Below are 24,106 nucleotides of genomic sequence, written 5' to 3' on the forward strand. Positions count from 1 at the left end.
ACAGCCGGTTTAGAGCGGTTCATCGTTTCACGGAAACGCCGAACCGCTCTATCTCTTTGTTTTTGCGCAATTCCGGACGGAAAACCGCTTCACACTTTTCCTGGAATTGCTCTATTGGATCGCTACGCTCTCGAGACCGCTGCTGAACCTTACCTCTATCGTGTCGCCCGGTGATACCTCGGTATCTTCTCCGGCCGGCTGTTTACGCCATTTCTCACCGACCTTGCGGATGATCGTGACCTGAGCCTGAATGGTTTCGCCGGCAACTGGCAGCGGCTGGGCGGACGCCCCCGTGGGCTGCAATTTCTGGCTGGCGGCGCGAAGTCTTGCGGTGATGTCGGCAAGACGCACGTTGGTGTCCTTCAGTTCGGTCAGAAGACCAATTCTTCTCTGGTTGCCGTTGCGTTCGTGCTGTCTGACAAAATCATCCTGCTGGCGTCGCGCTCTCATGAGTTCGACCGACGTTTCGAGCGCCCGGCTGGAAGAGAGAATCACACCGCGCCGCACGTCGGCGAGCCTGTCGTTGGTCAGATTGCCTGCTTTATATACCTTCGTCACTCGCGCCAGATCGTCCTCGTCCGCCTTCACTGCATCGGCTTCGACCTGCTCGCGCTTGAGCAGGACCGCGATCTGCGCCGCAGCGTCCTTGGCGCTTTTTTCGAGGTAGCTTTGCTCCTGCTGGAAGTTGTCCAGGGAAATCTTGAGCCCTTCCGCTTCGGCCTGGGCGATTGCCGAGACGAAAGCGGCCGACAAGGGTGACCCTTGTGGTGGCTTCATGTCGAAATTCGCCTGGTTCTGAAGTTCGGCGCGCAGACGGGCGCTATGAAAGTAGTCTCTGGTGTACTCCCCCCAAGCCGATTCATAGTCGCGCCGCAAATCCACCGGATCTGGGCCAGCCTGGTTTGTCCGTGACCGCAGAAGGCTGAAACCGCCAGACACGGCAATCGCCTGCCGCACGGTCATGAGCGGTCGATAGGCCTGCTGTCCGGGAGTGAGCACGTCGCCGGTCACGTAGATCGGGCGATAGTCTGCGATGACGGCGGTGACGTCGCTCGGCTTGATGACGATCATTTGCTCTCGCCCATCAGGCAGACGCTGGTGGAATATCTTGGTTGGCAAGATCGTCTCCATCCGCGTCTGCAATTCGGCCGGAGTGAGGCCGCCGACCGAAACCATCCCGACTTCGGGAAGCGCGATCGTGCCGTCCATTTGAACCACGGCACGCTGCGTTCGTTCCGGGATAGAGGCAATTCCTATCTCGACGGTATCGCCTGCGGACAGTCGATATGCAACCCGCGTCTCCGCTGCGGTGGCCATATCGATGGCAGCCAGTATACCAAGCGCGGCAAGAAGGATTCGATTAGTGAAGACCATTGGTGACAATCTCCTTCCGGTTCAACGTCGGCTCTTCCGGCCAATCGACACGGGAGACGAAGTCGTAGACGGGACCGCCGGGCACGCCCCAGTTGCTCGACCAGACTACTTGTGAGCCGTCAGGCGACGGCGAGGCATGAGTTTCGCTTCGATAGTCTAACTGAGTGCTTCTCGTTTGTGCGATGCGTCGAATCTCACCACTGCCGTCGATGCGCAGCGCGATCACTTCCTGTGCATATGGCGCCATGTCTGGACGGGCTGACACCTCATCCGGATCGCCGCCATAGGTCAGGAACACCCAGCCAGATCTGTCCAGCGCACGCAGGGATGCATGCATGGCTTCGCCGTATTTCATAAGTGGGGTGACCTTGCCGTCGGACAGCCTTCGCTTGATCACGTGATATTTGTCCGGATCGGACTTGCTGATGCCGACATAGACTTCGCTGCCGTCCTCATCGACTGTCATGTCGCCGTGGCCGGGCCGATGATGTTCCGTCCATTTCTGGAGCAAAGTGCCCTCGACACTGAAAATGAAGGCCTGTTGGATGCCGCTGACTATCTCCTGGAGGCATAGAATGTTGGCTCCGAGCGGAGAAATCGAGCAGGCACCATTGGTTCCGCCAAGATGCCCAAGATCGATGTCCGGGAATTTCCGCCGCTGCTTGAGATCGTAGGCAAAGACCACCGTCTCGCCATCCTCACGCACCGCGCGCACCGCTATGCGATCACCGTCACGGCTTGGATTGCCCTTGCCCGGCCCGAAATGGAAATCATGGTATTCAGTCGAAGCGAACAGGACGTCTTCGCGATTGGTCCGTGGCGCCCAGGTCGACACTTGCCGGCCCTGAACGCAGATCATCAGATCGGCGTTTTGAGGGTGCCATTCGCATTCAATAGATCGAGCGCGACGGAACAGCGGCGCGTATGTGTGCCCGTCCATGAAGCACATGCCGCCGCTACAGCCGTTGGTGATGACAAGAAGGCTCTGGTCTGAATTCCAGGCTTGGGCACTCGAATACCGATGGGTGCAATAGTTCTTCTCGCATGCAAGCCCATTACCAAGCACTCCCGGCTTGGTGATGCGCGTGAAACTGGTCCCAAACGCCGGATCCGTCGCTGGGCGCAAATAATCCGGCAGATCCATCATCACCGGCGCGGCAAATTGTGTCTGCTCGCTGCTTTGCCGGCTTCCGACCGTGGACAGACCCAACGACATGCCCGCGGCAATCAACAACGCAGCCAACACACGCGGGTGAAAAGTCATGTCATATAACCCATTTCGTGTCGTACGCGGCCTTCGCTGAGGCGCGCCTCCCACCATCCGATGGTTCGCTCCAACCCATCGCGCAGGCTGGTCTGCGCCCGCCATCCAGTCTTGCTTTCGAGGAGCGAAGAATCGGCCAGCAAGGCACGGACCTCGGAATTCTGCGGCCGCAGGCGGCGTTCGTCGCGATGGACCGGCTTTTTGGAGCCACTCAACTCGAGCACCAGATCCAATACGTCCGAGATCGTCGCAGCGCGCTGGCTCCCGGCATTGTAGGCATGGCCAAATTCGAGTTCGGCCGAACCTGCGGTCAGGAACGCCGCCGCCGTGTCTTCCACGAAAGTGAGGTCGCGGATCGGGCTTGTGTCCCCGACCATGATCGCCGGGCAATTTTTGTCGAGGGCCTGCCGTATGATGGTCGGCACGATAGCCCGCTCACTCTGGCGTGGGCCGTAGGTATTGAACGGCCGCATAATCACGACGGGGACGTCGAACGACCTGGCGTAGGACTCTGCCATCATGTCCGCGCCGATCTTGGATGCCGAATATGGTGACTGGCCCTGCAGCGGGTGGGATTCGCGGATAGGCATGGTCTGTGCGGTGCCATAGACCTCGCTGGTCGAGGTGTGCACCACACGCTCTGTCTCCCATTGGCGCGCCGCTTCGAGGACGTTCACCGTGCCCAGGATGTTGGTGTCCACATAAGACTGGGCGGCCGCGTATGAATATGGAATCGCGATAAGCGCGGCGAGATGAAACACGACGGCCTGGCCGCGCACGATCCGATTCAGGAACGCGCTGTCGCGGACGTCGCCGCGGACGAGGTTCAACTGGCTTCGAATGGTGGCCGGCAAATCATCGAGCCAACCATGACTGTCGAAGGAATTGTAGAGAGCCAGCGCCGTGACATCCGCCCCACTGCGAACGAGCGCTTCGGTGAGATGCGACCCGATGAACCCATCAGCACCCGTGACCAGAACTTTCCTACCCCTGTAGCTCATGACTAAGCGTTCCCCCTATGACGTGATGCGGCGACCTCGCAAATCCAACAGAGCGCGGCCATGCCAAACTGCTCTCACATGCCGATTGGCGGCGAGACCGGGCTGATCGGCGGCGACGAGGCCAGGCCGAGGACCGCCAGAAAGCCGCGCGCCATCCAGATGATGTCAGAGGTGACCGTGCGCTGCGGATAATAGGCGAGGTCAAGCCTGGCCTTGGCAGGAAACAGGACCTCACGGTAGAAAAGGAGCGGATCCTCGGATCGCGGATAAAAATGGGCTTCATGCCGGAAGAGAACCTGGGCCGGACCCAACAAGCCCGGTTTGTATTTTAGAACAGCCTCAAAGCCACCGCGGAAACAATCGGCGAAGACAAGGCTCTCCGGTCGCGGTCCGACGATAGCCATCTCGCCTCTGAAGACATTCCACAGTTGCGGGAACTCGTCGAACTTGGTGAGGGCGAGAAACCGCCCCACTGTCGTCATGCGGCTGTCTCCGGCCATGGTCAGCGCCAGGCCACCGGGATCGCATCGCACGGCGAATTTGCGGAACTTGTACATGCGGAATGGCCGCCCACCGGCACCCACGCGGGTCTGCGCAAAGAAGATAGGCCGGCCGCCTTCCAGCAAGAGCGCCAGAGCGATCACCAGCATCAGCGGAGCGAACACTATGGCGGCTGCGGTAGCGATGGTGAGATCCATTGCTCGTCTCGCAAGCCCATGGGCGGCGCTTGGGACAACAGGTCGATGGATGGATAAATCCAAGGCATTCATGCTGCTGTTCCTGCTTGGGCGCAGCTGTTGACCGCAGCGGCAAGAGCGGTCGCCACTGACTCGACCACAGGCGCAGTGATCTGGGGATGAAGTGGCAGCGTGAGCTCACGCTGGGCAAAGTCCTCTGTCCGCGGCAAATGGGTGCCGGGAAAAAGCTCGCGATAGAGCGTCATCTGGTGCACCGGCGGATAGTGGATGGTCGTTTGTATTCCTTGCTTGCGCAATTCGTCGATGACGTCTTGCCTGTCAGCGTAGCGCGGCAAAAGGACAGGCATGATATGATAGGCCGACGTCCGCGGCTCGTGGAACGGGACTGTCACGGCTGGGCAGTGTTTTGCGATGAGACGCCGGTATAGCATGACCAGGATACGCCTGATCTCATTCCATTCCTGCAAATTCTGCAGCTGGACCAGTCCGATTGCAGCGCGCATTTCATCCATGCGATAGTTGAATCCGAGCATGGTGACATCATACTGCGGCGTGCGACTGTTCAGCCTCTGATGTGTCCCGGTGGTCATGCCGTGCCCACGGGCCTGGCGGATTGTCTCAAGCAGCTTGGGGTCTCGGGCAATCACAGCCCCACCTTCCGCCGTGGTCATGTTCTTGTTGCCATAGAAGCTGAAGGCCGCCGCGGCACCAAATGTACCCACTTCCTTTAAGCCGGGCGCATGCGCGGCATCCTCGATGATCTGCAGTCCTCGGGCGCGGGCGAACTTCTGCCATTCTTCCCGATTGGCGAGGTAGCCGGCGAAATGTACGAGAATGACCGCCTTAGTGCGCGCAGTGCATTTTGCTTCAGCTTCGACGATCGACATCAGCGGCACGTCGGCCGACTCGATGTCGACAAAGACCGGAGTGGCACCGACGTAGAGAACCGCGTTTGCGGTCGCCACGAAGGTCATGGACGGGACCAGCACTTCATCGCCTGGTCCGATACCGAGAGCATGTAGAATGAGATGAAGCGCCGCAGTGCAAGAACTGACCGCGACGCAATCCTGCGCACCATGCATACTGGCAAAAGCCTCTTCAAAGGCTTTCACCTGCTCTCCCATGGTCAGCCAGCCGCTATCGATGACCTTGGACAAAGCTGTCTTCTCCGGCACACCCAAAATTGGGGCACTGACCAAGAGCATCATAACCTCCTAGACTGTTAGACTGTGGGATCGGCTTCGTGATCTCGTCATGCGGCCGTGGCAGTGACCTCGATCGAGGCCGACTGGTCTTCCCAGGAAATGGCTTGCGCGTTCTGGAAATCGTCGACGCGCCCGATATCGAGCCAGAGACCATCATGCTTGTACACGTGGACGGTGGTGCCGTTCTGCATCATCTGCAGCATCAGGTCGTCAAACCCGAAGGGAATGCCAGATGGAATAAACTGCAGAACGTCTGGGTTCATGCAGTAGATTCCCATGCTGACCAGGTGCGAAAGCGTCGGCTTCTCGCGAAAGATCTGCACCCTATTGTCGACTTCATCGATGACGCCGAAGTCCATCTTGATCAGGCGGCAGGCTGTGGCGATCGTCACCGGATCGTTGTGCTTGCGGTGGGCTGCCACAAATCGACTGAGACTTAGATCCGTGAGGACATCCCCGTTGAGAACTATGAACGGCTCTGTCAGCTCATCTCTGATCAAAGAAAGCGGTCCGATGGTGCCAAGCGGCTCCATTTCTTGCGTGTATCGAATTTTCAGGTTCCACTGCGAGCCATCTCCGCACACGGTGCGGATCAAATGGCCGAGATACCCGGTTGTGATGTAGACTTCTTGGATGCCATTGCGTCGCAGCCATTTCAGAAGCATCTCGAGAACCGGCCGGGCACCAATCGGCATGAGCGGCTTCGGCAAGACCGATGTGAAGGGGCGAAGACGTGTCCCCATTCCACCACATTGAATCACTGCTTTCATCTGATCCTCCCACGTTCACTCGAACTCAGCGCTGTCGTCACGGCCGCAGCATCCGGAAAGTTGCTTTCTTGTTCTCTTAAAAACCGGTGAGCCTTCCCGCCGACCTTGACCCGGATATTTGCAGCTTGATGGTATGAGGCCGTCGGGGGGGATGTCGTCGTGCATTCGAATGGTAGCGATTCAGACATTCTGGTATTCAATGACCGCACTGATCGATGAAGGCTGGCATGCTGTCGCAGAGGCAGGTTCGGAGCACGCTTCAGCGGTCAGTTCTTGGCCGATCGGCTTGTGGCCGTGAGACCGGCAAACCCGAATGAGTGCTTGCAATGAGCCAAATATCCACCAATTGCCGGAACGATCTACGGCAACCCGGCAATTGCGTGGTGGTGGCATCGAAGCGAGCTGTTGGGACGCGGGTCTTGGAGGTTGAGAACGGATATTCGACAGGTCAGCCGATTCCGTTCGCAGGGTTCAAAAATAAGAGGAGCGTTTCCCGTTATTTAGGATTATATTAGCAAATGACGCTTGCGGTGTTGGGGCACTGCGGGTGTTGACTGGGTGAATCGACGAGTGGTTGGCCAGACTTTAAGGCCATCACCGTTCAATCATTCCAGGTTTCGTTGGGGTAGTTCAAATGTATCGAATCGTCATCGCCGACGATCACGGCTTGTATCGTCGTGGCTTGCGGTTGGCACTGACCGCAGGCATTCCGGGTGTAGAGATATTTGAGGCGTCGTGTTTCGATGCCGTACTTAGTCTGCTGGCGGAACAGGCGTCCGTTGATCTTGCGATCCTGGACCTGAACATGCCGGGATTGTTCAATCAGGAAGTGCTCAGCGGCATTCTGTCGGCTTATCCGGATACACGATTTGCGATCGTTTCCGGGAACGATTCACGCTCGGAGATACTGACGGCTCTTTCGATCGGACTTCACGGCTATATCGTTAAGTCGCAGAGAGACGAGGAGGTCGTTATGGCCGTCAACGAAATTCTCTCGGGCCGCATCTACGTCCCTGCACTTCTTTCACGCCCGGGTGCAGCGCAAGCAACTCACGCACCTACGCCCCCTGAGCAGATCCCACATCGACGTACCACCAGCGGCAATCTGGGCAGGCTGACCTCGAGGCAAAAGGAAGTCCTCAAGCTGATGGCGGAAGGGTATTCGAACAAGGAAATCGCGCGCGATCTGGAAATCGCAGAAGCGACGACGAAAATCCATGCCGCTGCGGTTCTGCGTGAGCTTGGCGTACGCAATCGGACCGAAGCTGCCGTGATGCTGAAGACCTGGCTTACGAGCAATATCAACAATATCAATTAGAGCGCCGTGCTTCCTTTTGGGCGCGCAAAGGACGCTCTACGCATCGTGCTTTCCAAAAATCGATTTCGATTTTTGAGCGGATGCGTTAGGGGCCGATTTCCTTGCGTGACAGCCGTAGCGAATATCGCAGCCCGCGATCCGATATTTCCAGCTTGGGGGAGTGACCGACAAGCGGCGCCCCATCCACCCCGATTATCATGGAACCAAAACCATGACGGACAACGCTTGAAGTCCGCCGCCGCCCCGATTCCACCCAATTGAACACGATGTCACTGCCCGCATCTTCCGATGCGAACGTCCAATTTACTTCGATCCGGCCTTTTGGATCGCCAAGCGCTCCATGTTTCAAGGAATTGGTCGTCAGCTCGTGAACAATCATCGCAAAGCTCTCGGCAGCGCCGCCTGATATCACCACGGAGGGGCCGCTGATCGATATGTCGCGTGTCCCCATATACGGCTGCAACTCCTGGACAACGAGATCGTGGAGCATCCCCGACGCATTGCCGTTGCGTGACAGCAGCAGATGCGTTGCTTCGAGCGCACGAATCCGGTCGATGAGCGTCTCCTTGTACTTGGCGACATTGTTTTCGGGAACATCGACCATGTTCACGAGCGCCGTGATCACTGGGAACAGGTTGCTGAATCTGTGACGTTGTTCCAGCATAATGCGCTCCCGCTTCTTTGCCGCGGCGCGCAGCAGTGTGGTTTGTCGCCGCTCCGTCAGGTCGGCGGCCACTCCGAGCCGCTGTAGACGATCATCGTATTTCTCTTCCCTTCCGCGTAAGGCAACCCAGCGGATATGGCCGTCCGGTCGTCGGACGCGAATCTCGACGTCGTAGTTCGTGACCGATGCGAGCTTTCTCGATGCCAACAGCTTTGGCCAGTCCGCCGGATGGATGACGGCCGTCAGGTCCTCGAGGCGGCGGCTAGCCGCTGGGGGCAGCCCGAGAATGTCCCAGAACGTGCCCGAGCCGGTGACGATCCCGTCTTTAAGGTCGATCCGCCACGTGGCCAGGCGTCCAGCAGACAAAGCGAGATCTAGCCACTCCTTCTGAGCCCGAAGCGCTTCGTGTGCAGCCCGCCGTTCCGAAATATCGTCGACCACCACGAAGATGCTCTCTAAGAGCACCCCATCGGGCATGGACGAAGACAGGGTTAGCCGAGCCCAGAATGCCGTGCCGTCCTTTCGTGTCAGACGAACCTCCGAAGCGAACGAAGCACTGTCGTTACCCAGGCCCGCCAACAACTGCGCCAAGGCATCGCGGTCGGCCGGATGAACGAGTGTCCTGAGCCGCAAATGGGCAAGCTCCTCCTCCTTGTAACCTGTCATCTCACAAAGACGTCTGTTGGATTGCAGCAGCTCACCATCCTCGTTGGTGTTTGCAAATCCCATGGCAGCACGTTCGAAGGCCCAACGGTAGCGGCTCTCGGTTGCTTCGACGGCGGAGAGCCTGACCTCGGCGATTTCCAGCAGCTCACGCAAGTCCTGGCGCAGCCGATGGAACGTCATGGCAATCACCCCGCCCGAAACCAGAAGCAGGATGGCGCGCGCCCAATCTTCGCTGGAGATCTGACCATGCAGGGTACCCCGTGCCCATAGGCCGGCTGCCACCATCAGGATCGTCGCGGCAAGCGCGGGCGCGCGATCTTCAAGATAGGAAATGATAATAATAGCTGGAATAAACTCTAGAAAACTCGAGCCTTCCCCAATGTATACTGACGCTTTTGTTTCGAATATCAGTGTGGCGACTAGTACCGATGCGGACGCAATATGAGTTAGCAATCTGGCTGACGGGTCCGAATTCCACCTGCGAGAATGCGAGTTCATAGGCATAGGCTACAACCTTTTAACTAGGCCGTCGAGACTAGAGCAAAAAACGTACAACCTAGTACGACTGCCGGATTGCCATACCACTATCACAGCGCGCATTTTATCAGGGCGGGGGAGCATGACTTGGTCAGAACTCCTCAGAATATATCGAATTTTAAGTTAGATAGGGCCCATTTTTGTGAGCCCTATACATAAAAGTTTGTTTGTAAATCCCGGACAATTTGTTTCGGGATAGTGAACCTTGGGGAAGGTTGGAAAAATGACTCTGATCGATAGACACAGTGATGCTGTTGCGGGCAACCGATACATTGCGATGGGCGCCAAGTATAACGCTGAGGCGAAGATGGCGCGGCCCTCATATGCTTATCCTTCAGCGCGTGCAGCAGATCGTGCGGACGCAGGGGTCGACGAACCAAGGAGACGCAGCCTGGAATCCATCACCGGCATGCTTGATCGCATCGGCTGTGGCTATCTCGTGCTGAACCGCGAAAGAAAAGTAATCGAATGGAACGCAGCCGCTCAAACCACGCTGGAGCGCCAGGGCGAAGCGGCTGAAACAGCCGGTGGGCTTTCGATAGCTCTAAGGCGGCTGATCGCAAATGTTCCGGCTCATTTCCTGCCGGGCTCACTGTCTTGGGTGGTGATCCGCAGCAGAGGCGACAGGCCGGTGATACTGAAAGAGAACGGACTTATCGCTCCTGACGGAACCAGCATCGTGGCATTGCTGGACCGTGAGAACAGATCGGGACCAAATCCTCAGACACTGCAAAGGATGTTTGGCTTGACGAGCGCAGAAACACACTTGGCGTTGCGCTTGGCTCAGGGCGATGCGCCGTTGGAGATCGCCCGCAGTTGGCGCCTCAGCCGCACAACGATCCGCTCACAGCTTGCCTCGCTTTTCGCCAAGACAGAGACGAGACGTCAGGCGGAACTGGTGGCTCTTCTGGGGCGCATTTCGGTCTTGCCATAAGGGGCTGCCGCCTAGAGCATGTTCCATCCCGATAGAATCGGGATGGAACTCTAAACTTGTTATTTTGCCATGATCTTTCCTGAAAGCCGGTTTGCGCTTTTCGGGATCCGGGCGCCGGCATCCAACAGGATTCAGGCAACCGGAATTTGGAACTGTTCCAGTAAGTTGCCCTTCGAATTCGGTTTGAACGTGTTGTCCCGTTAGAGACCCCGCCGCTGACGCTCGGGGGCCAACAGTTGCACTGCTGCCATGCCAAGAATTTGACTGATTTCAAGTTCCTTGCGAGCAGTATCTGAAAAGAAAAAGGTCAAAGCGGCGGATCATGCCGAACAGTGTCGCCGCCGCCAGGGATCTTTGCAGAGCAAACCTGGCTACAGCGCAATCAACAGCTGCGCCCAAGCTGGTCAACCCCGCACCACCGATATAGATCAAAAGAGCGAAGATGCTAGCGTAGCCAAAGCTCCGACCCATGTCTTCGTTGTAGGGCAAAACTATATCCGCTGGAGCGGTGGAGGCCGCGGAGACTCGGGTGGACTTCGGATCGCTGCGATGGTCAATATCGCTTGCGTCAGCGTCGAGCCTTTCATGGCCTTGGCCGCGTTTGGCCGTAGGTCCACCTCCGGTCTGCAAGCTCTTCGAGATTATTTTCTGCTCGACTGACTGAATGCTCTCTAACGATGATTGGTTGCTGAGCGTTTCGATTGGAATTATTTTTCGGTTCGATTGCACGAGAATGTCATTTATGGTTTGAAACACCCCAAAAGCGCGAAGGTTCGTATCGAGATCTGCCTCGAAAATTCGCTCTGCAGGCGGTTCATGCTCCATCCGCTGCAGCAAGCGTGTCTCCACGATCGTTTGTGGCACCACAACTCGGAGCGTGAAATCGGCGACTGGCGCTAGGCTGAGCGCCTTTGCAAGCGTGACATTGTCTGCGGTTTCGTTGAACATTGCCAGGGACCCAATCACTCGGACATAGCCCTGATCGAATATTATTACGTCTCTAGATTGCTTCGCTTGATCCCAGCAGCGCGAAAGGTTCAATATATATTGCCCGAGCCGGGCGCGCCACATTCGTTTTTTTTGGCGGAAGAATTCTGATCATGGAAAAGGGATGTCGAAAGATTGCTTCTTCCTCTCGGAGAAAGCAATATTTTTGAAGTTGAAAATACCGCAGCCAGAATTCTGGAAATGAACAGGAAGATTCCCAGATCGAACCTTCCTTCCCTGGTGCTAGGCTGGTAACTGAGGACAACCTCGGCGTGGTATCCTTCCCTGCGCAGTCGCCGGGCAAGATCGTGAGCAAACGTTGTCTTGCCAGATCCGGGCGGTCCGAAGATCTCAATGATCATGGGGTCGAATCCGTTGGTGGCGATACTCTCGCGCGATCAGCGCATGAACCAATACCGTTGCCGGCCGTCGACTGCGCTTGCTCTGAACGACGCTAGCGCAAAGATCAGCGCAGGCATGATCTTCAGTCGTTTGCTGATATAGATTGCCATAACCACGTTCCAAACGGCCAATGCAAGCGCCAAGCCTACTGCGGCGCCCAGCGGACCGTAAAGCTCGATTCCTGCCGCACAGCCTATGATGCCGGCAGTCGCGCCAACGATCATGGCTGCTGCTGCTGCCCATTCGTTTCCGGTCATGGTCAAGAGATTCAGCTGGGGCCCGCACAGCGCGACAAAGACATACCCGAAGATCAGTACCCGCGCGATGGGTGCTCCTGTGCTGAAATCGTCACCGAACCAGTTCATGAGAGGTTTAACAATCACAACCAGCGGGATAGCCATCGCTATGGCGCCGGCGGCGGAAAGTATGGCGGCTCGTGAAAACAACTGCTGCAGACCCTTCCGATCGCCTCGGGTATGAAGGGCAGCCGCTGCCGGCGAAAACATCACGCCGACGGCCACGAGGGCAAGACTCACAAGCAACGCGACGTTCAGTCCCAAGGCGAAGATTCCTGCGTCTCGAATATGACCTGTCCAGCCGAGCACCATAACCCCAGCCCGACTGATGAAAATATCGAGCCCAGCCATGAGCATGATTGGTGGAACCGCCGCCCACCACTCTTGCGACGCGTCGCTGGGTTGAGTGTGCCGCAACCCAGGCGGCTGAAATTTTGCCACCATGATGAACACCAGTCCGACCGTGATGCCCGAACTTGCCAGCACCGCCTGCATCACCAAGGGTGCGTTGAGGGTCCATGATCCGGAAAAGGCCGCGACTCCCAGCAACATCAACAACAGGCCGTCGCGCACGATGCGTTCCGGCAAAAGGGCTGAGACACCACCGCCGAAGGCACGGATAAGTGCTGCGCCCAATGCGGAAGCGGTGACCAAGGGGACCGCGGCCATGCCAAGGAGCTGGCTGATTTCAAGTTCCTTGTGGGAGGGATCTGAAAAGAAAAAGATCAGAACGGCGCCGATCATGCCGAACAGTGTCGCCGCCGCCAGCGATCTTTGCAGAGCGAACCTGACTACACCATGTGCCAGGTCAAGCCGCCCGTTTGCCCTATAGGTGGACACGAAGCGCAGTAAGGAAATATTGAAACCAAGCGTTGCAAGATAGCCGAGCACGGAGGTCCAGGCCAGGACATAGGAATAGATGCCATAGCTGGTGGAACCGACGAGGCGCGCAATCAACAACTGCGCCAAGCTGGTCAACCCAGCACCGCCGATATAGATCATCAGAGCGAAAATACTGGCGTAGCCGAGGCTCCGGCCCATGTCTTTCTTGTGAGACAAAACTATATCCACCGCGGCAAGAGAGGCCACAGAGGTTCGTGCGGTCTTCACAGGATTACAATCGTCGATGTCGCTTGGGTCAGCGTCGAATGTCTCGTGGTCTTGGCTGGCTTTGGCCGCAGGTCCACCTCCGGCTTCCACAATTTTCGAGATTATCTTCCGCTCGACACATTGAATGCCTTCTAACGACGACTGATCGTCGAGAGTTTGGATCGGAATGATTTTTCGGTCGGACGCGACAAGGATTTCATTTATGCTTTGAAACACCCCAAAAGCGCGCATGTTTGTGTCAAAATCTGCCTCGAAAATTCGTTCGGCAGGCGCTTCATGCTCCATCCGCTGCTGCAAGCGTGTCTCCACGATCGCGCGTGGCGCAACAACTCTGAGCGTGAAATCAGCCGCGGGCGCGAGGCTGAGCGCCTTTGCGAGGGCGGCCCTGTCTGCGGTTCCATTGAACATTGCCAGCGACGCGATCGCCTGGACGTAGCCCTGATCGAATATGACCACATCTCTGGATTGCTTCGCCTCATCCCAGCGGCGCGAAAGCTTCAAAATGTGCTGCCAGAGCCGAGCTCGCCATATTCGTTTTTTTGGCGGCATCATTCTTATTATGGAAAGGGACGTTGAAAGATCCTTGATCCTGCCTCTTGGAGAAAGCAGGATTTTTGATGTTGAAAATATTGCCGATATGATCCTGAAAATTGCCAGGAAGATTCCGAGATCGACGCTCGATCCCCTCTCGCGAGGCCGGTGACTGAGGGCGACCGTGACCTGGTACCCCTCCCCGCGCAGTCGCCGGGCAAGGGCGTGAGCGAACGTTCTCTTGCCGGATCCAGGCGGTCCGAAGAGTTCAATGATCATGGGTCCAATCCGATCGTGGCAATACCCGCGCGATTTCCGCGACCGTCGTTGCTTCGACGTCCGCTTGTGACGCTCATGATGGTTCCTCAAGCAAAAGATCAGCACTGTCCCCGAACTGGTAACTGGCATGCTTCTTGAGATTAACCTGCGTGAGAACGCTCCCCACAGGGACCGAAACCGACGCATCGCTCGCAAGCGTTTCCAAAACCCCACGCGCCATGCTGCGTCGCGTCCTGCCCCAGCGAACGGCGAAAAGAACCGCATCAGCCCAGCCAGTCAGAAGCCCGGCCTCCGGTCCTCCAAGTCCCACCGGTCCATTTATGATGACGACGCTGTAGATCGAGTGCAGCTCATCCGTGAACAGGGAACTGTCGGCCGTGGAAAGCAATGCCAGCAGATCCTCCGAGGGTGCGAGAGCCATGAAGTCGATTCCGATTTCAGGCATTCCCGCGATTGCATCGCGCAAGGCACAGCGTTCACTCACATAGTCTCCGAAGAAAAAGTGAGGCTTGAGAGCCTTGAATTCGTCCAGGAATTCGTTCGTGAGGCGGGCGCCCGTACGGTCAAGATCGAGGAAAAGCACTCGTCCCCCCAGTCGGGTGGCTGCCAAGGCCAGGCTCCATGCAAGCTCGGTCTTGCCATCATCCTGGACGCTGGACGTTACGAGAATGACGTGCGACGAGCGATCCCCCGCTTGCTTGGGCGCCGCGGCGATAAGCAGGGACGTCACGGCGCGGCTGTATCTGGACCTCTGCTGCGCTAAAACCAGCTGCTTCAGCCGCTTGGCGTGCATCGTGGGAGCTTGTGGTATCAGCCCCAAGCATGGAACCCCGAGCGCTGCTTCAGTTTCGGCCTCGCCGCGCAAGGTCTGATCGAGGCGGTTGCGAATAACAACGAAGACGCCGCCAAGAAGCCCAAACACAACCATACCGGGTGGAATAAGGAAAATCGGCGACAGGGTCTTTGGATTCGTCGGCGGCCATGCCGCCGAAAGGACCGACACTCCGGCCGAGGGAGTTGCGATGCGCCGTATCAATTCCTGTTGTTGGGTCAGAAGCTGGTTGTATCGTTGCGTCAAGATACTGACCTGCGGCTCCAGCGCACGCAGCCCGGACAGCCGGCCCGCGGTATCGGCCACAACCGCATCGAGCACATCCTTGCGGCTTTCCAGAGCTGCAATTTGGGCACGGTAGATGCTGGCCTCCGCTGCGATCCGAGCGGTGGCTTGTTCGATCTCGCGATTGATCGCATCGCGCAGATTTTTATCTGCCGCGTCATTGGCCTGGCGAGCCGCCAATTCGGCCAACACCGGCGATCCGATGGCTTGAGCGAGCGAGGCGACCGATGCCCCCTCCTTTCGCAGTTCCTGAATACGTCGAAGGCGAGATTCCGTGGCGGAGAGATCTGCTTTCGACAAGGAAATCTGCTGGCTGAGTTCAGCCGTCTCCTTAGCGGCGTTGTCCGCAGCACCTTGGTCGATTGCACCATGGCTCAGCCGATACTTTTCCAGGCGATCGGTCGCTGCTGCCAGATCGCGTTGCACACCTGGCAGGGCAGCGACTATCGAGGTGAGTTCCACTCTGTCCGCTGCCTGACGTCTCTTTGCGAGATCGTCGATGTACGATTGGGCGAATGTATTAGCTACCATTGCGGCTCGCGCCGGATCCGGATCGGTAAAGCCTATGCTGATGACTCTCGATCGCAGCTCCTGGCCAACCCTCATGCCCTTCCGCAACGCCTTTAGTTCAGCCGCATCCGCAGCGTCCGGCTTGCTCTGCGGCAAAATTCCGCCCAACAGACCGTCTGCAAATGAGCGCAAATTCGGCCGGTCGCCACGAGCGGGGTTGGGACGAGAATTTCCAGTTCCGGCATCACCTTGTTCAGTAGTACTGCCAGCCTCCGTCTTGCGCAGCGCTGCCATCACGCGTCGCAGGTTTCCTTGCGACAACAGCATGGTTATATTGTCGTCAATGCTGGCATCCAGCATCTCCGAGGCGGGTTCCGCGCCGGCGGGCCCGTTCCTGCTCGGAGCATCGAGAATAACTTGCGTGCTCGCCTCATACCCGACGGGAACTGCCAAACCCGCAAGCCCGGCCAAAACACCGCCCAGGGCTACCATGGCGAGCAGGAACCATTTTCTCCTCGCGATGGTCGTGAGTAGCTGATGGATCGGGGCCTGCGTGTCCATCGGCTCAGGCAGCGGGCGCCTCATGCGCGGCCTGGTCTCGTGCGCGGCAACGTGCATCTCAGTGGCGCGCGGAAGTTGCTTGCGGCTGACTATGGAACCTTCCATCTTACACTCCTGCCAGTTCGAACACGCGACGCAGGTTCGTTGCTGGCGCCGGTGCCCTACGGGCCTCGTTGCGCCAAGCCTGGAACATCAACGCCGCCCACAAATCACGAGAATGATCCTGCCTTCCATCCAAGTGATCTCGCCAGCACGCCTCGACCTTTGCAAAGTCGAATATCCCGTCTCCGGAGAGGCGCATGTCGGTGAGAACATCGCTGGCCCAGATGCGCAGCGGACCTCTCAGCCAGACTGCTATGGGAACATCGAAACCTTGCTTCGGACGATCGATCAGCCGCTCGGGAACATACCGATGCAGCAACTGACGAAGGAGCCACTTGCCTTTGCCGTGGCGCACCATTACGTCCGCCGGTAGGCGCCAGGCGAAGTCGACAACGCGATGGTCGAGAAGCGGGCATCGTCCCTCGAGGCCGGCGGCCATGCTGGCGCGATCCAGCTTCACCATTATGTCGCCAGGCAGGTAGCCGACCATGTCATCGTACAAGAGACGGGACAGCAGATCATCAAACGGAGGTTCGCCCTGAACCGATACGGGTGTTTTCTGATGGGTGAGGTTCTCGGTCGATGATCCACTGAGCCGCTGATACAATTCGTTCTCATCTGCCGCTGCGAGCAGCCGAGCCAGGCGATCCAACCGGTCGCTCCGCAGCGCGTGCCGGGCATGCACCGAAAGCGGCAGCTTACCGACGAGATCGTGACGGGCTGCACGAGCAAGCAATCCAACACCTGCAGCAAGCGTCTGACGCAGCGGCGACGGCAGCGTATGCAGTCGTCTCGCTCGAGCCGCCATAAGGTGGCGAGCGTAGCCGGCGAAGCATTCGTCGCCGCCGTCGCCCGTCAGAGCCACCGTAACGTGCTGGCGAGCGAGCCTCGCCACGAGCAGAGTTGGTATCTGCGATTCGTCGCCGAACGGTTCGTCCCAAATTTGCGGCAGTTCTGGAATGACCTCCTGCGCGGCCGCGCTGGAAAGGTGGAGTTCGGTATGGTCGGTGCCCAGATGTCGGGCGACCGCCGCAGCGTGCGGAGCCTCATCGAACCCGCACTCTCCGAAAGCTATGGTGAATGTGCGCACCGGCTTCTCCGACTGCGCTTGCATCAGGGCAACAACGGCTGAACTGTCTATCCCCCCCGACAGGAAGGCTCCCAGCGGGACGTCAGCGATCATGCGCTCCCGAACGGCAAGTCGAAGCAGGACATCGAGCTCATTCGTCAGTTCTTCATCGGTGCCGACAATCGGGTCCGCCCTACCCTTCGTGGCGGTGTCGGCCAGCGACCACCAGTACCGGATGCGATCCGAAAGCGACGCGGCACTGCGCGCCTCGGTAAAATTTGCGGCCGTTACGGACAGTACCGAACCAGGCGGCAGCTTGAATACGCCTCGCCAGATGCACTTGTCATCCGGTACCCATCCCCTCGACAGCATCGTCGTGGCGACATCGAGATCGAGTTCCTGACAGAAACCTGGAAAGCAGTTGATCGCCTTCAACTCGGAGGCAAAAACGAGCGCGTCGCGTGTTGAAGCAACGTAAAGCGGCTTCTTGCCCATTCGATCGCGGGCGAGATGAAGGGTCCTGGTCTCCCTGTCCCACAATCCAAAGGCGAACATGCCGGCGAAGCGCTTGAGTGCGGCATCGAGCCCCCAACTCTCAATCGCGCACAGCAAGACCTCGGTATCGCAGGTGCTGCGGAAACGATGGCCCGCGCCTTCAAGTTCGCGGCGCAGGTCGTGGAAATTGTATATTTCGCCGTTAAAGGTGATGGCATATCGGCCAGTTGCCGAATGCATCGGCTGGTGTCCTGCTTCCGACAAGTCGACGATGGCCAAACGCCTGTGGCCGAAGGCAACGCCGGCTTCCCGATCTCGCCAGAAGCCGTAGCCATCAGGCCCACGATGACGAAGGGCTGTCGTCATTTGCGCTATTGCCCTCAGCGGCTTCGCACTGGCCGCATCGGTTGCAAGAAGAATTCCGGTGATCCCACACATCCCGTCACCCCAAGTCCGTGGATGTTTTTCTAGAAGATACCGAAGCTGCTCGCGGCGTTCCGGCAACGAGACAGAGGGTCAGCCCAAACCAAACGATCGGGTGGCGGATGATCAGGTGCGGAAACCCGTAAATCATGATCGCCACCACCAGCGCAAAAAGCGCGTCGAGCTTCGCACGCCATGCTGACATGGCGGCCGAGCCGACGATCCAAAACAGGGCCAGGATCGCAATCAGACCACCTTGAGTGTACAGATCGAGTACCGTGTTGTGGGCCTCGAAAGGTTCGGGCAGAAACTGCCGATAGTAGACGGAGGGGCGGGCCACATGCGGGCCGGGACCGAGGCCAAGTGACGCTGACGTCACGCCCTTGTAGACTGCATCACCCCAGAGCCTGACGCGAAGTGTAGCGGTTGAGGCGGTCTCCTCGCCGCCCCCCCCCTTGCTGAGGCTCTTGGCGAAATTTTCGACGCTGCTCATGTCCTTGAGCACGTAAGGCGTCATCGACATCGCCAGGGGGAGGAAGCCGATCATCAAGAGCACGGCGACTTGCCGGGAAACGCCGACCTTGTCACCGGTCGTGAGCCATGTCCGAACCCGCAGCCCTAGAAATATCAGGCAGGTCAGGACGCTTGTAAGAAGATACGCATCACTCCTTGTCAGCCTTCCGACATAGACGGTCAGTACAAGGCTGCTGAACCCAAACAACCTTCCCCATGGACTGCTTGTGGTCGTCGCAAGATGTAAGGCCAGGGGGCCAAAAAGTGCACAATAGATCGCGAGTTGGTTCGGATTCTCGGACCAGCCGGTGAAGCGATTCCAGAACCAGGGATTGACACCGGATTGGTGGATCCAACCCCACCCAAGTGCCAGCTGAAAGGTAAAGCATGCACTCACTATCCCGATCGCCCACCAGGCAGTGCGGCGCAGATGGCGACCAGCGTCGGGCTCCGCAGCGGCCAGGCAGGTGACGCTGGCCAACAGCAGGTAGGCCATTGTGTCGTGAATCGGCCCCGAGAGGTCCAGAACCGTCGTGGTCAGCAAACCGACAAGGGCCCCGACCCCCTGAGCAAACGTCATGATCAGCCAGAAGGTCACAAGACGGAACAGGGCCGGCGTCGCCTCCAGGCGACCACCAACGACTACGCGCCCGATCGACAGCATGATCCAGAGCGATAGGAACAATTCGGTATATCCAAGGTGCAGTCCCGGAACACTGATCTGCGCCGCATAGCCCATCGAAATGCCGGCGGCCAGCAACGCGCTCCGGATCATCGGGGCGCTCCACCCAATTCGCGGTTTGCGGCATTTTCTTTGAGCAAGACCGGGGACGCCGGTCGAGCAAGACCGCCGTGGGATTCGGCGCTAAGGACATTTTTGTACAGATCGCAATACTGATCGACCACCCGCGGCAGCGCGAACTGCTCCCGGACCAGTTCGACGGAACGACCGCCCATGACCTTTCCACGGCCGCGGTCGGACAAGATGTCTATTATTCGAGACGCAAGCCCATCAGCATCGTGCGGTGGGACGAGATAGCCGTTCCATCCGTCCTCAACCACGTCATTGCAGCCAGGCATCCTTGAGGCGACGATAGGCAATCCCGCCAGTCCTGCCTCGAGCAAGACGCGCGGAATCCCTTCCCGATATTGCGTCGGAAAGGCGAACAGATCGGCCATGCCAAGAAGGGCTGGAACATCGCGTCGTGGACCCAAGGCTATGACATGGGGTGCATATTGATCGATATCCGATTTATCGACGGCAAAGGGCCCCTCAGATTCCCATGGGCCGACAAGCACGAAACGTGCATCAGGCCTTTTTGACAGGATGCGTGGAACTGCTTTGAGGAGTGTCGGGATGCCCTTCTGGCGGGTCAGCCGGCCAACGAAAATTACGACTTCGGCGGACTGGAGCCCAAACTCTTCGCGCATTTTCATCGCCGACGGGGCAAGGTGCCTTGCCATGGCGAACGCATCGACGTCGATTCCAGAACTGCGGATCAGCCGCCCGCTGCCGCGTCGGATTAGTCGGTAGCGCTCAAAGAAAGCCTGATCGTCCTGATTTTGGAAGACCGTCGCAGCCGTCCAGAAGGACGAGAGCCATTGCAGGCCGCAAAAGATTGGACGTAGGGCCAGAGCCCGTGGCTCCAGCGACGAGAATGTCCAGCCCAGACCATTGATCGTGCGGATCACTGGAACCTTCCCGCGCGCCGCAAGCGGCGTCAGCAGGTTCGGCTTGGTGTCGAAACTTTGGACAATGTCCGGTCGCAGTTCCGACATTAATTTTCGAATCGCTCTGATGGCCCCCCATCCCCCGCTACTGCTGGCAAATCGGTCGAAACCATAGCTGCGATGCGGAATGCCATGTCGCAAAAACGCGGCTTCAGCACCACTGGAGACGGCAGTGACCCGAAAACCCCTTTCGCGCAGCGACATCAGGAACGGAATTCTTAAGGCGTGATCCTCGCCTCCCACGCACATGAGATGCGGGTTCATCCTGCCTCTCCCGACCATGCGCCGTCTCCCAATCGCGGGAAGTGGCCGGCTTTTGATTCTGCCTTCATGATCTTGGTTTCGCTTCTTCTGCGCGTAAGATGCCAAGTCACGGTAAGGGCAGGCTTGCCTACTGTCCTCGTCTGTTTGAATGAGGCAAACCGCATTTGGATCAAGGTGTTGCGAGCTTCAGGCCGTTAGGTCTCCCGGCTTGGCGCGACAATCCGCACCAAGGACCTGCACAGGTGTGGTACCGAGGCCGTATGGCGGGCCGTCTTGACGCGCATATCCTCCTGCGCAATGAGGGGGTGGCGGGGTCATTTACGCGTGGAAGTTGAGGAATCCTGCGGGCACATTCGCCCATGGCGGGCAACCGAATACTGCGCTCTGATAACCGTCCGTTGTCAGACCTCGGTCTGGGCCGGTGCTTTGCCGGTCTGAGCATCGTTCTGATCATGGGGTGCCTCGGTATGCTGGTTGAGCCGCATCTCAGCCACATCCGTCTCGGCAGAAGCTGCCTTCCCGCGACTGGCAGGTAAGCCAAACTCGACTACTCCGATGTTGGCAACGTCAGTTGTATCGGTTGTGGGCGAGCACCCGCCCAATGTGTCCACAACAAATTTGGTTGCGACAGCAGAGGACGTGGCCTGGCCCAGAACCTAGCTTAACGTGATCGGATTTGCTCGCAGGCAAGTGCGCATATTGTGCAGAAGAGCTATTCTGCCTGCCGTTCTATTTATGACCTCTAGTTGTCGGCAGTCAAAAATCCGATTTTTGCCACGCCACTTCAGCGGGGTCAGCGCCGCCAAGGCACCGTCATGACCTGCCAGCTTCGGCGCCATCCAAATCACATTAAAAGCCACGCCACTCGTAGCAAAGTATCTTTGAAGGCGAGTTAACGTAAATATTTACCAAGGGTCAATTCGCTGAAAATATAGTTTATCTTAATAGGCGTTTAGAGACTGCGATGAAAAAACGCTTTTTTTGATCTCGAACCGGTCGGTAGTCAGAAGTAGAATTTTCGCTTCCGTGCGGCAATCCTGTCGGCGATCAACGAATCTATCAGAAGGGTGCGGGTATTTGATTTGTTGCTAATATACGCCGTCTAGTAGGCAGGCACCGCGGGGCGCTAAGAAAAAGGAATATAAATGGCACTTCATTTTGCAGCGGGTGGATCCGCCACCGAAGTCGCAAGCGCCGGCTTCAATCTGGTTGACGTTCAATACGTTGATCAGGTCAACGAGCTGCCGGATGGCACGAAGGGCTTGGTCTGGCTCAACGAGGGCGAGGGCGTAACTCAGTCCTTTATCGACAAAGTCACCCCCTTCCTTGGCAATCCGAAGGTATTTGGGTTTTTTCTCGTCGACGAGCCGGATCCCACCGGCCAATACCACACACAGGTAGACGCTGAGGATCTGAAAGCCGAATCCGACTGGATCCACTCTCGTATGCCAGAAGCCAAGACCTTCATCACCGCGATGGACATGGGGTCTGCCGCCGATCCGGATTTTTCCAACACCTACAACTATGACAACACGCATATCGATCTGTTCGGAATAGACCCGTACCCAGTGCGCACCGGCACAGAAACGGTCGATTACGACATGATCGACAGAACCGTGGCTGCAGCGGTGGAGTCGGGCATCCCGACCAGCGCGATCGTTCCGGTCTACCAGACCTTTGGCGGCGGCAATTATACGACCAACACGGGCGGCAAATATGTCATGCCGACGACGGATCAGTTGGAGACCATGATGGACCACTGGGAACAGCTGGTTCCCAATCCTGCCTTTGACTTTGCCTACGCCTGGGGTTCACAGGAAGGCGATACCGCGCTTGAGAGCTCACCGGAGCTGCAGGCTGTTTTCCGGGAACACAACCTTGCTACGCCTACCACCGTGCCTGACGTTGCTCCGCCTACCCCCGTGCCTGACGTCGCTACGCCTACGCCCGTGCCTGACGTTGCTACGCCTACGCCCGTGCCCGACCTTGCTTCGCCTACTCCTACTCCCGTGCCTGATGGCGGCAACGACGATTACTATGTCGACAGTGCCGGCGATAAGGTGATCGAGTCCGCTGGCCAAGGTCAAGACAGGGTGTGGACCGCTGTGGACTATGCGATCTCAGCCGGCTCGTCGATTGAAGTCCTTGGCACCACTGAGGACGCCGGCACCACGGCGATCAACCTCACCGGCAACGAATTGGCCCAAACCATCCAGGGCAATGCCGGCGCCAACGTCATCAACGGCGGCGGCGGTGCTGACAAGTTGAACGGCTTTGGCGGCAACGACGATTACTATGCCGATAATGCCGGCGACGAGGTGGTCGAGTCCTCTGGCCAAGGTCAAGACAGGGTGTGGACCTCTGTGAGCTATGTGCTCTCAGCCGGCTCTTCGATTGAAGTCCTTGGCACCACGAAGGACGCCGGCACCACGGCAATCAACCTGACCGGCAACGAATTGGCCCAAACCATCCAGGGCAATGCCGGCGCCAACGTCATCAACGGCGGCGGCGGTGCCGACAAGTTGAGCGGCTTTGGCGGCAACGACATTTTTGTCTTCAATAGCGCCCTTGGTGACGGCAATGTCGACAGGATTACCGACTTCAATCCGTCCCAGAACAAGATCCACCTCGACGACGCGATTTTTGCCGGGCTCAAGTTGGGCACGCTCACATCCGACGCTTTCTTTGCGGGTAGCGCCGCGGATGATAGCGCCGACCACATCATCTACAACAGTTCGACTGGAGCGCTCTCCTTCGACAGTGACGGGATCGGCGGTGCGTCTCAAACACAGTTCGCCACTCTCTCACCCGATCTGTCGCTTAACGCAGCCTCATTCTTTGTGACCTGAAGGAGCTAGCGGCAAACGAGACCGCGCCAGGGCCCGCGGTCACCTACAGAGACAGGTGGACAAACTGCACCTTGAAGCCTGTCTCTTTGGCGAGCGTGAATGCTCTGGCGCGGACCGTCAGTCAAATCACATGACAGCTCCGTCGAAGATCAATGATTCTATCAATGGCATGTCGCTAATTGATTAGGCGCTAATATGGGCCGTCGAGTAGGCAGGGGAACGGGGGCTATCGAATCAGACGAGGATATTCGCATGGCCACAATGCACTACACTTGGGGCGCGTCAGCCGCCCAGGCCAAGGCCGCTGGTTTCAACCTGGTCGATCTTCAATACGCGTCATCGGTCAACGCATTGCCGGATGGCTCGAAGGCCCTGATCTGGCTCGGCGAGAGCAACGGGGTAACCCAGTCCTTTATCGACAAGGTAACGCCTCTCA

General features: G+C 57.9%; 17 protein-coding genes and 1 pseudogene. 4 read left to right on the forward strand and 14 right to left on the reverse strand.

All coding sequences use genetic code 11. The features are described from left to right. Window positions 1–111: 111 nt before the first annotated feature. The 6 genes from EOB36_RS16825 to EOB36_RS16850 all read right to left on the reverse strand — a co-directional run bounded on the left by EOB36_RS16825 (window position 112) and on the right by EOB36_RS16850 (window position 6,312). A complete protein-coding gene (locus tag EOB36_RS16825) occupies window positions 112–1,374 on the reverse strand; it encodes a polysaccharide biosynthesis/export family protein (protein ID WP_128285275.1) in 1,263 nt (420 codons plus the stop codon). Continuing rightward, window positions 1,361–2,638 carry a hypothetical protein gene (locus tag EOB36_RS16830; RefSeq protein WP_095485202.1) on the reverse strand — a complete coding sequence of 426 codons (1,278 nt, stop codon included), beginning with the start codon at window positions 2,636–2,638 and terminating at the stop codon, window positions 1,361–1,363. Before EOB36_RS16830 ends, EOB36_RS16825 begins: the two co-directional genes overlap by 14 nt. Next, on the reverse strand, window positions 2,635–3,639 hold the full coding sequence (locus EOB36_RS16835) for an SDR family NAD(P)-dependent oxidoreductase (RefSeq protein ID WP_095485203.1): 1,005 nt from the start codon (window positions 3,637–3,639) through the stop codon (window positions 2,635–2,637). Before EOB36_RS16835 ends, EOB36_RS16830 begins: the two co-directional genes overlap by 4 nt. A 74-nt stretch (window positions 3,640–3,713) precedes the next feature. After that, a complete protein-coding gene (locus EOB36_RS16840; RefSeq protein WP_245329852.1) occupies window positions 3,714–4,337 on the reverse strand; it encodes a sugar transferase in 624 nt (207 codons plus the stop codon). Window positions 4,338–4,405: 68 nt separating this feature from the next. Continuing rightward, window positions 4,406–5,542: a DegT/DnrJ/EryC1/StrS family aminotransferase gene (locus tag EOB36_RS16845; RefSeq protein ID WP_095485554.1), complete on the reverse strand. Its 1,137-nt coding sequence runs from the start codon at window positions 5,540–5,542 to the stop codon at window positions 4,406–4,408. 47 nt (window positions 5,543–5,589) lie between these two features. Then, entirely contained in the window at window positions 5,590–6,312 is a 723-nt protein-coding gene (locus EOB36_RS16850) for a sugar phosphate nucleotidyltransferase (RefSeq protein ID WP_095485205.1), read from the reverse strand. Between the two features lie 634 nt (window positions 6,313–6,946). On the opposite strand from EOB36_RS16850, the gene EOB36_RS16855 reads away from it, so the two are divergent. Beyond that, window positions 6,947–7,630 carry a response regulator transcription factor gene (locus EOB36_RS16855; RefSeq protein WP_126106514.1) on the forward strand — a complete coding sequence of 228 codons (684 nt, stop codon included), beginning with the start codon at window positions 6,947–6,949 and terminating at the stop codon, window positions 7,628–7,630. An 85-nt stretch (window positions 7,631–7,715) separates the two neighbouring features. On the opposite strand, the gene EOB36_RS16860 is transcribed toward EOB36_RS16855, so the two are convergent. After that, window positions 7,716–9,413, reverse strand: a complete 1,698-nt coding sequence (locus tag EOB36_RS16860; RefSeq protein ID WP_348631803.1) for a PAS domain S-box protein — start codon at window positions 9,411–9,413, stop codon at window positions 7,716–7,718. Between the two features lie 307 nt (window positions 9,414–9,720). Here EOB36_RS16860 and EOB36_RS16865 point away from each other — a divergent pair, with 307 nt between their 5' ends. After that, window positions 9,721–10,431, forward strand: a complete 711-nt coding sequence (locus tag EOB36_RS16865) for a helix-turn-helix transcriptional regulator (protein WP_095485208.1) — start codon at window positions 9,721–9,723, stop codon at window positions 10,429–10,431. Window positions 10,432–10,701: 270 nt separating this feature from the next. Here the strand turns inward: EOB36_RS16865 and EOB36_RS16870 are convergent, their stop codons facing one another. The 7 genes from EOB36_RS16870 to EOB36_RS16900 all read right to left on the reverse strand — a co-directional run bounded on the left by EOB36_RS16870 (window position 10,702) and on the right by EOB36_RS16900 (window position 20,821). Next, window positions 10,702–11,379, reverse strand: coding sequence for a hypothetical protein (locus EOB36_RS16870; RefSeq protein WP_128285276.1), 678 nt, complete (start codon window positions 11,377–11,379; stop codon window positions 10,702–10,704). 89 nt (window positions 11,380–11,468) lie between these two features. Beyond that, the gene (locus tag EOB36_RS16875) at window positions 11,469–11,780 is read right to left on the reverse strand and encodes a hypothetical protein (protein WP_128285277.1); all 312 of its coding nucleotides are present in this window, start codon (window positions 11,778–11,780) and stop codon (window positions 11,469–11,471) included. 36 nt (window positions 11,781–11,816) lie between these two features. After that, a complete protein-coding gene (locus EOB36_RS16880) occupies window positions 11,817–14,036 on the reverse strand; it encodes a lipopolysaccharide biosynthesis protein (protein WP_095485210.1) in 2,220 nt (739 codons plus the stop codon). Window positions 14,037–14,109: 73 nt separating this feature from the next. Continuing rightward, on the reverse strand, window positions 14,110–16,329 hold the full coding sequence (locus EOB36_RS16885) for an exopolysaccharide transport family protein (protein ID WP_128285278.1): 2,220 nt from the start codon (window positions 16,327–16,329) through the stop codon (window positions 14,110–14,112). Between the two features lies 1 nt (window position 16,330). After that, complete coding sequence (asnB, locus tag EOB36_RS16890) at window positions 16,331–18,328, reverse strand: asparagine synthase (glutamine-hydrolyzing) (protein ID WP_095485212.1); 1,998 nt, start codon at window positions 18,326–18,328, stop codon at window positions 16,331–16,333. 4 nt (window positions 18,329–18,332) lie between these two features. Next, window positions 18,333–19,601 (reverse strand): polymerase, encoded by a 1,269-nt coding sequence (locus tag EOB36_RS16895; protein ID WP_128285279.1) that lies wholly within the window; start codon window positions 19,599–19,601, stop codon window positions 18,333–18,335. Then, window positions 19,598–20,821, reverse strand: a complete 1,224-nt coding sequence (locus tag EOB36_RS16900) for a glycosyltransferase family 4 protein (RefSeq protein WP_095485555.1) — start codon at window positions 20,819–20,821, stop codon at window positions 19,598–19,600. Before EOB36_RS16900 ends, EOB36_RS16895 begins: the two co-directional genes overlap by 4 nt. A 1,145-nt stretch (window positions 20,822–21,966) precedes the next feature. On the opposite strand from EOB36_RS16900, the gene EOB36_RS16905 reads away from it, so the two are divergent. Both EOB36_RS16905 and EOB36_RS16910 read left to right on the forward strand, forming a co-directional pair. Next, window positions 21,967–23,670 carry a calcium-binding protein gene (locus tag EOB36_RS16905; RefSeq protein WP_128285280.1) on the forward strand — a complete coding sequence of 568 codons (1,704 nt, stop codon included), beginning with the start codon at window positions 21,967–21,969 and terminating at the stop codon, window positions 23,668–23,670. A gap of 252 nt (window positions 23,671–23,922) precedes the next feature. Then, window positions 23,923–24,106 (forward strand): annotated as a pseudogene (locus EOB36_RS16910) (calcium-binding protein); the annotation flags it as partial.

The organism is Mesorhizobium sp. M6A.T.Cr.TU.017.01.1.1 (assembly GCF_004023115.1).
In the GTDB taxonomy this organism is placed as follows: domain Bacteria; phylum Pseudomonadota; class Alphaproteobacteria; order Rhizobiales; family Rhizobiaceae; genus Mesorhizobium; species Mesorhizobium mediterraneum.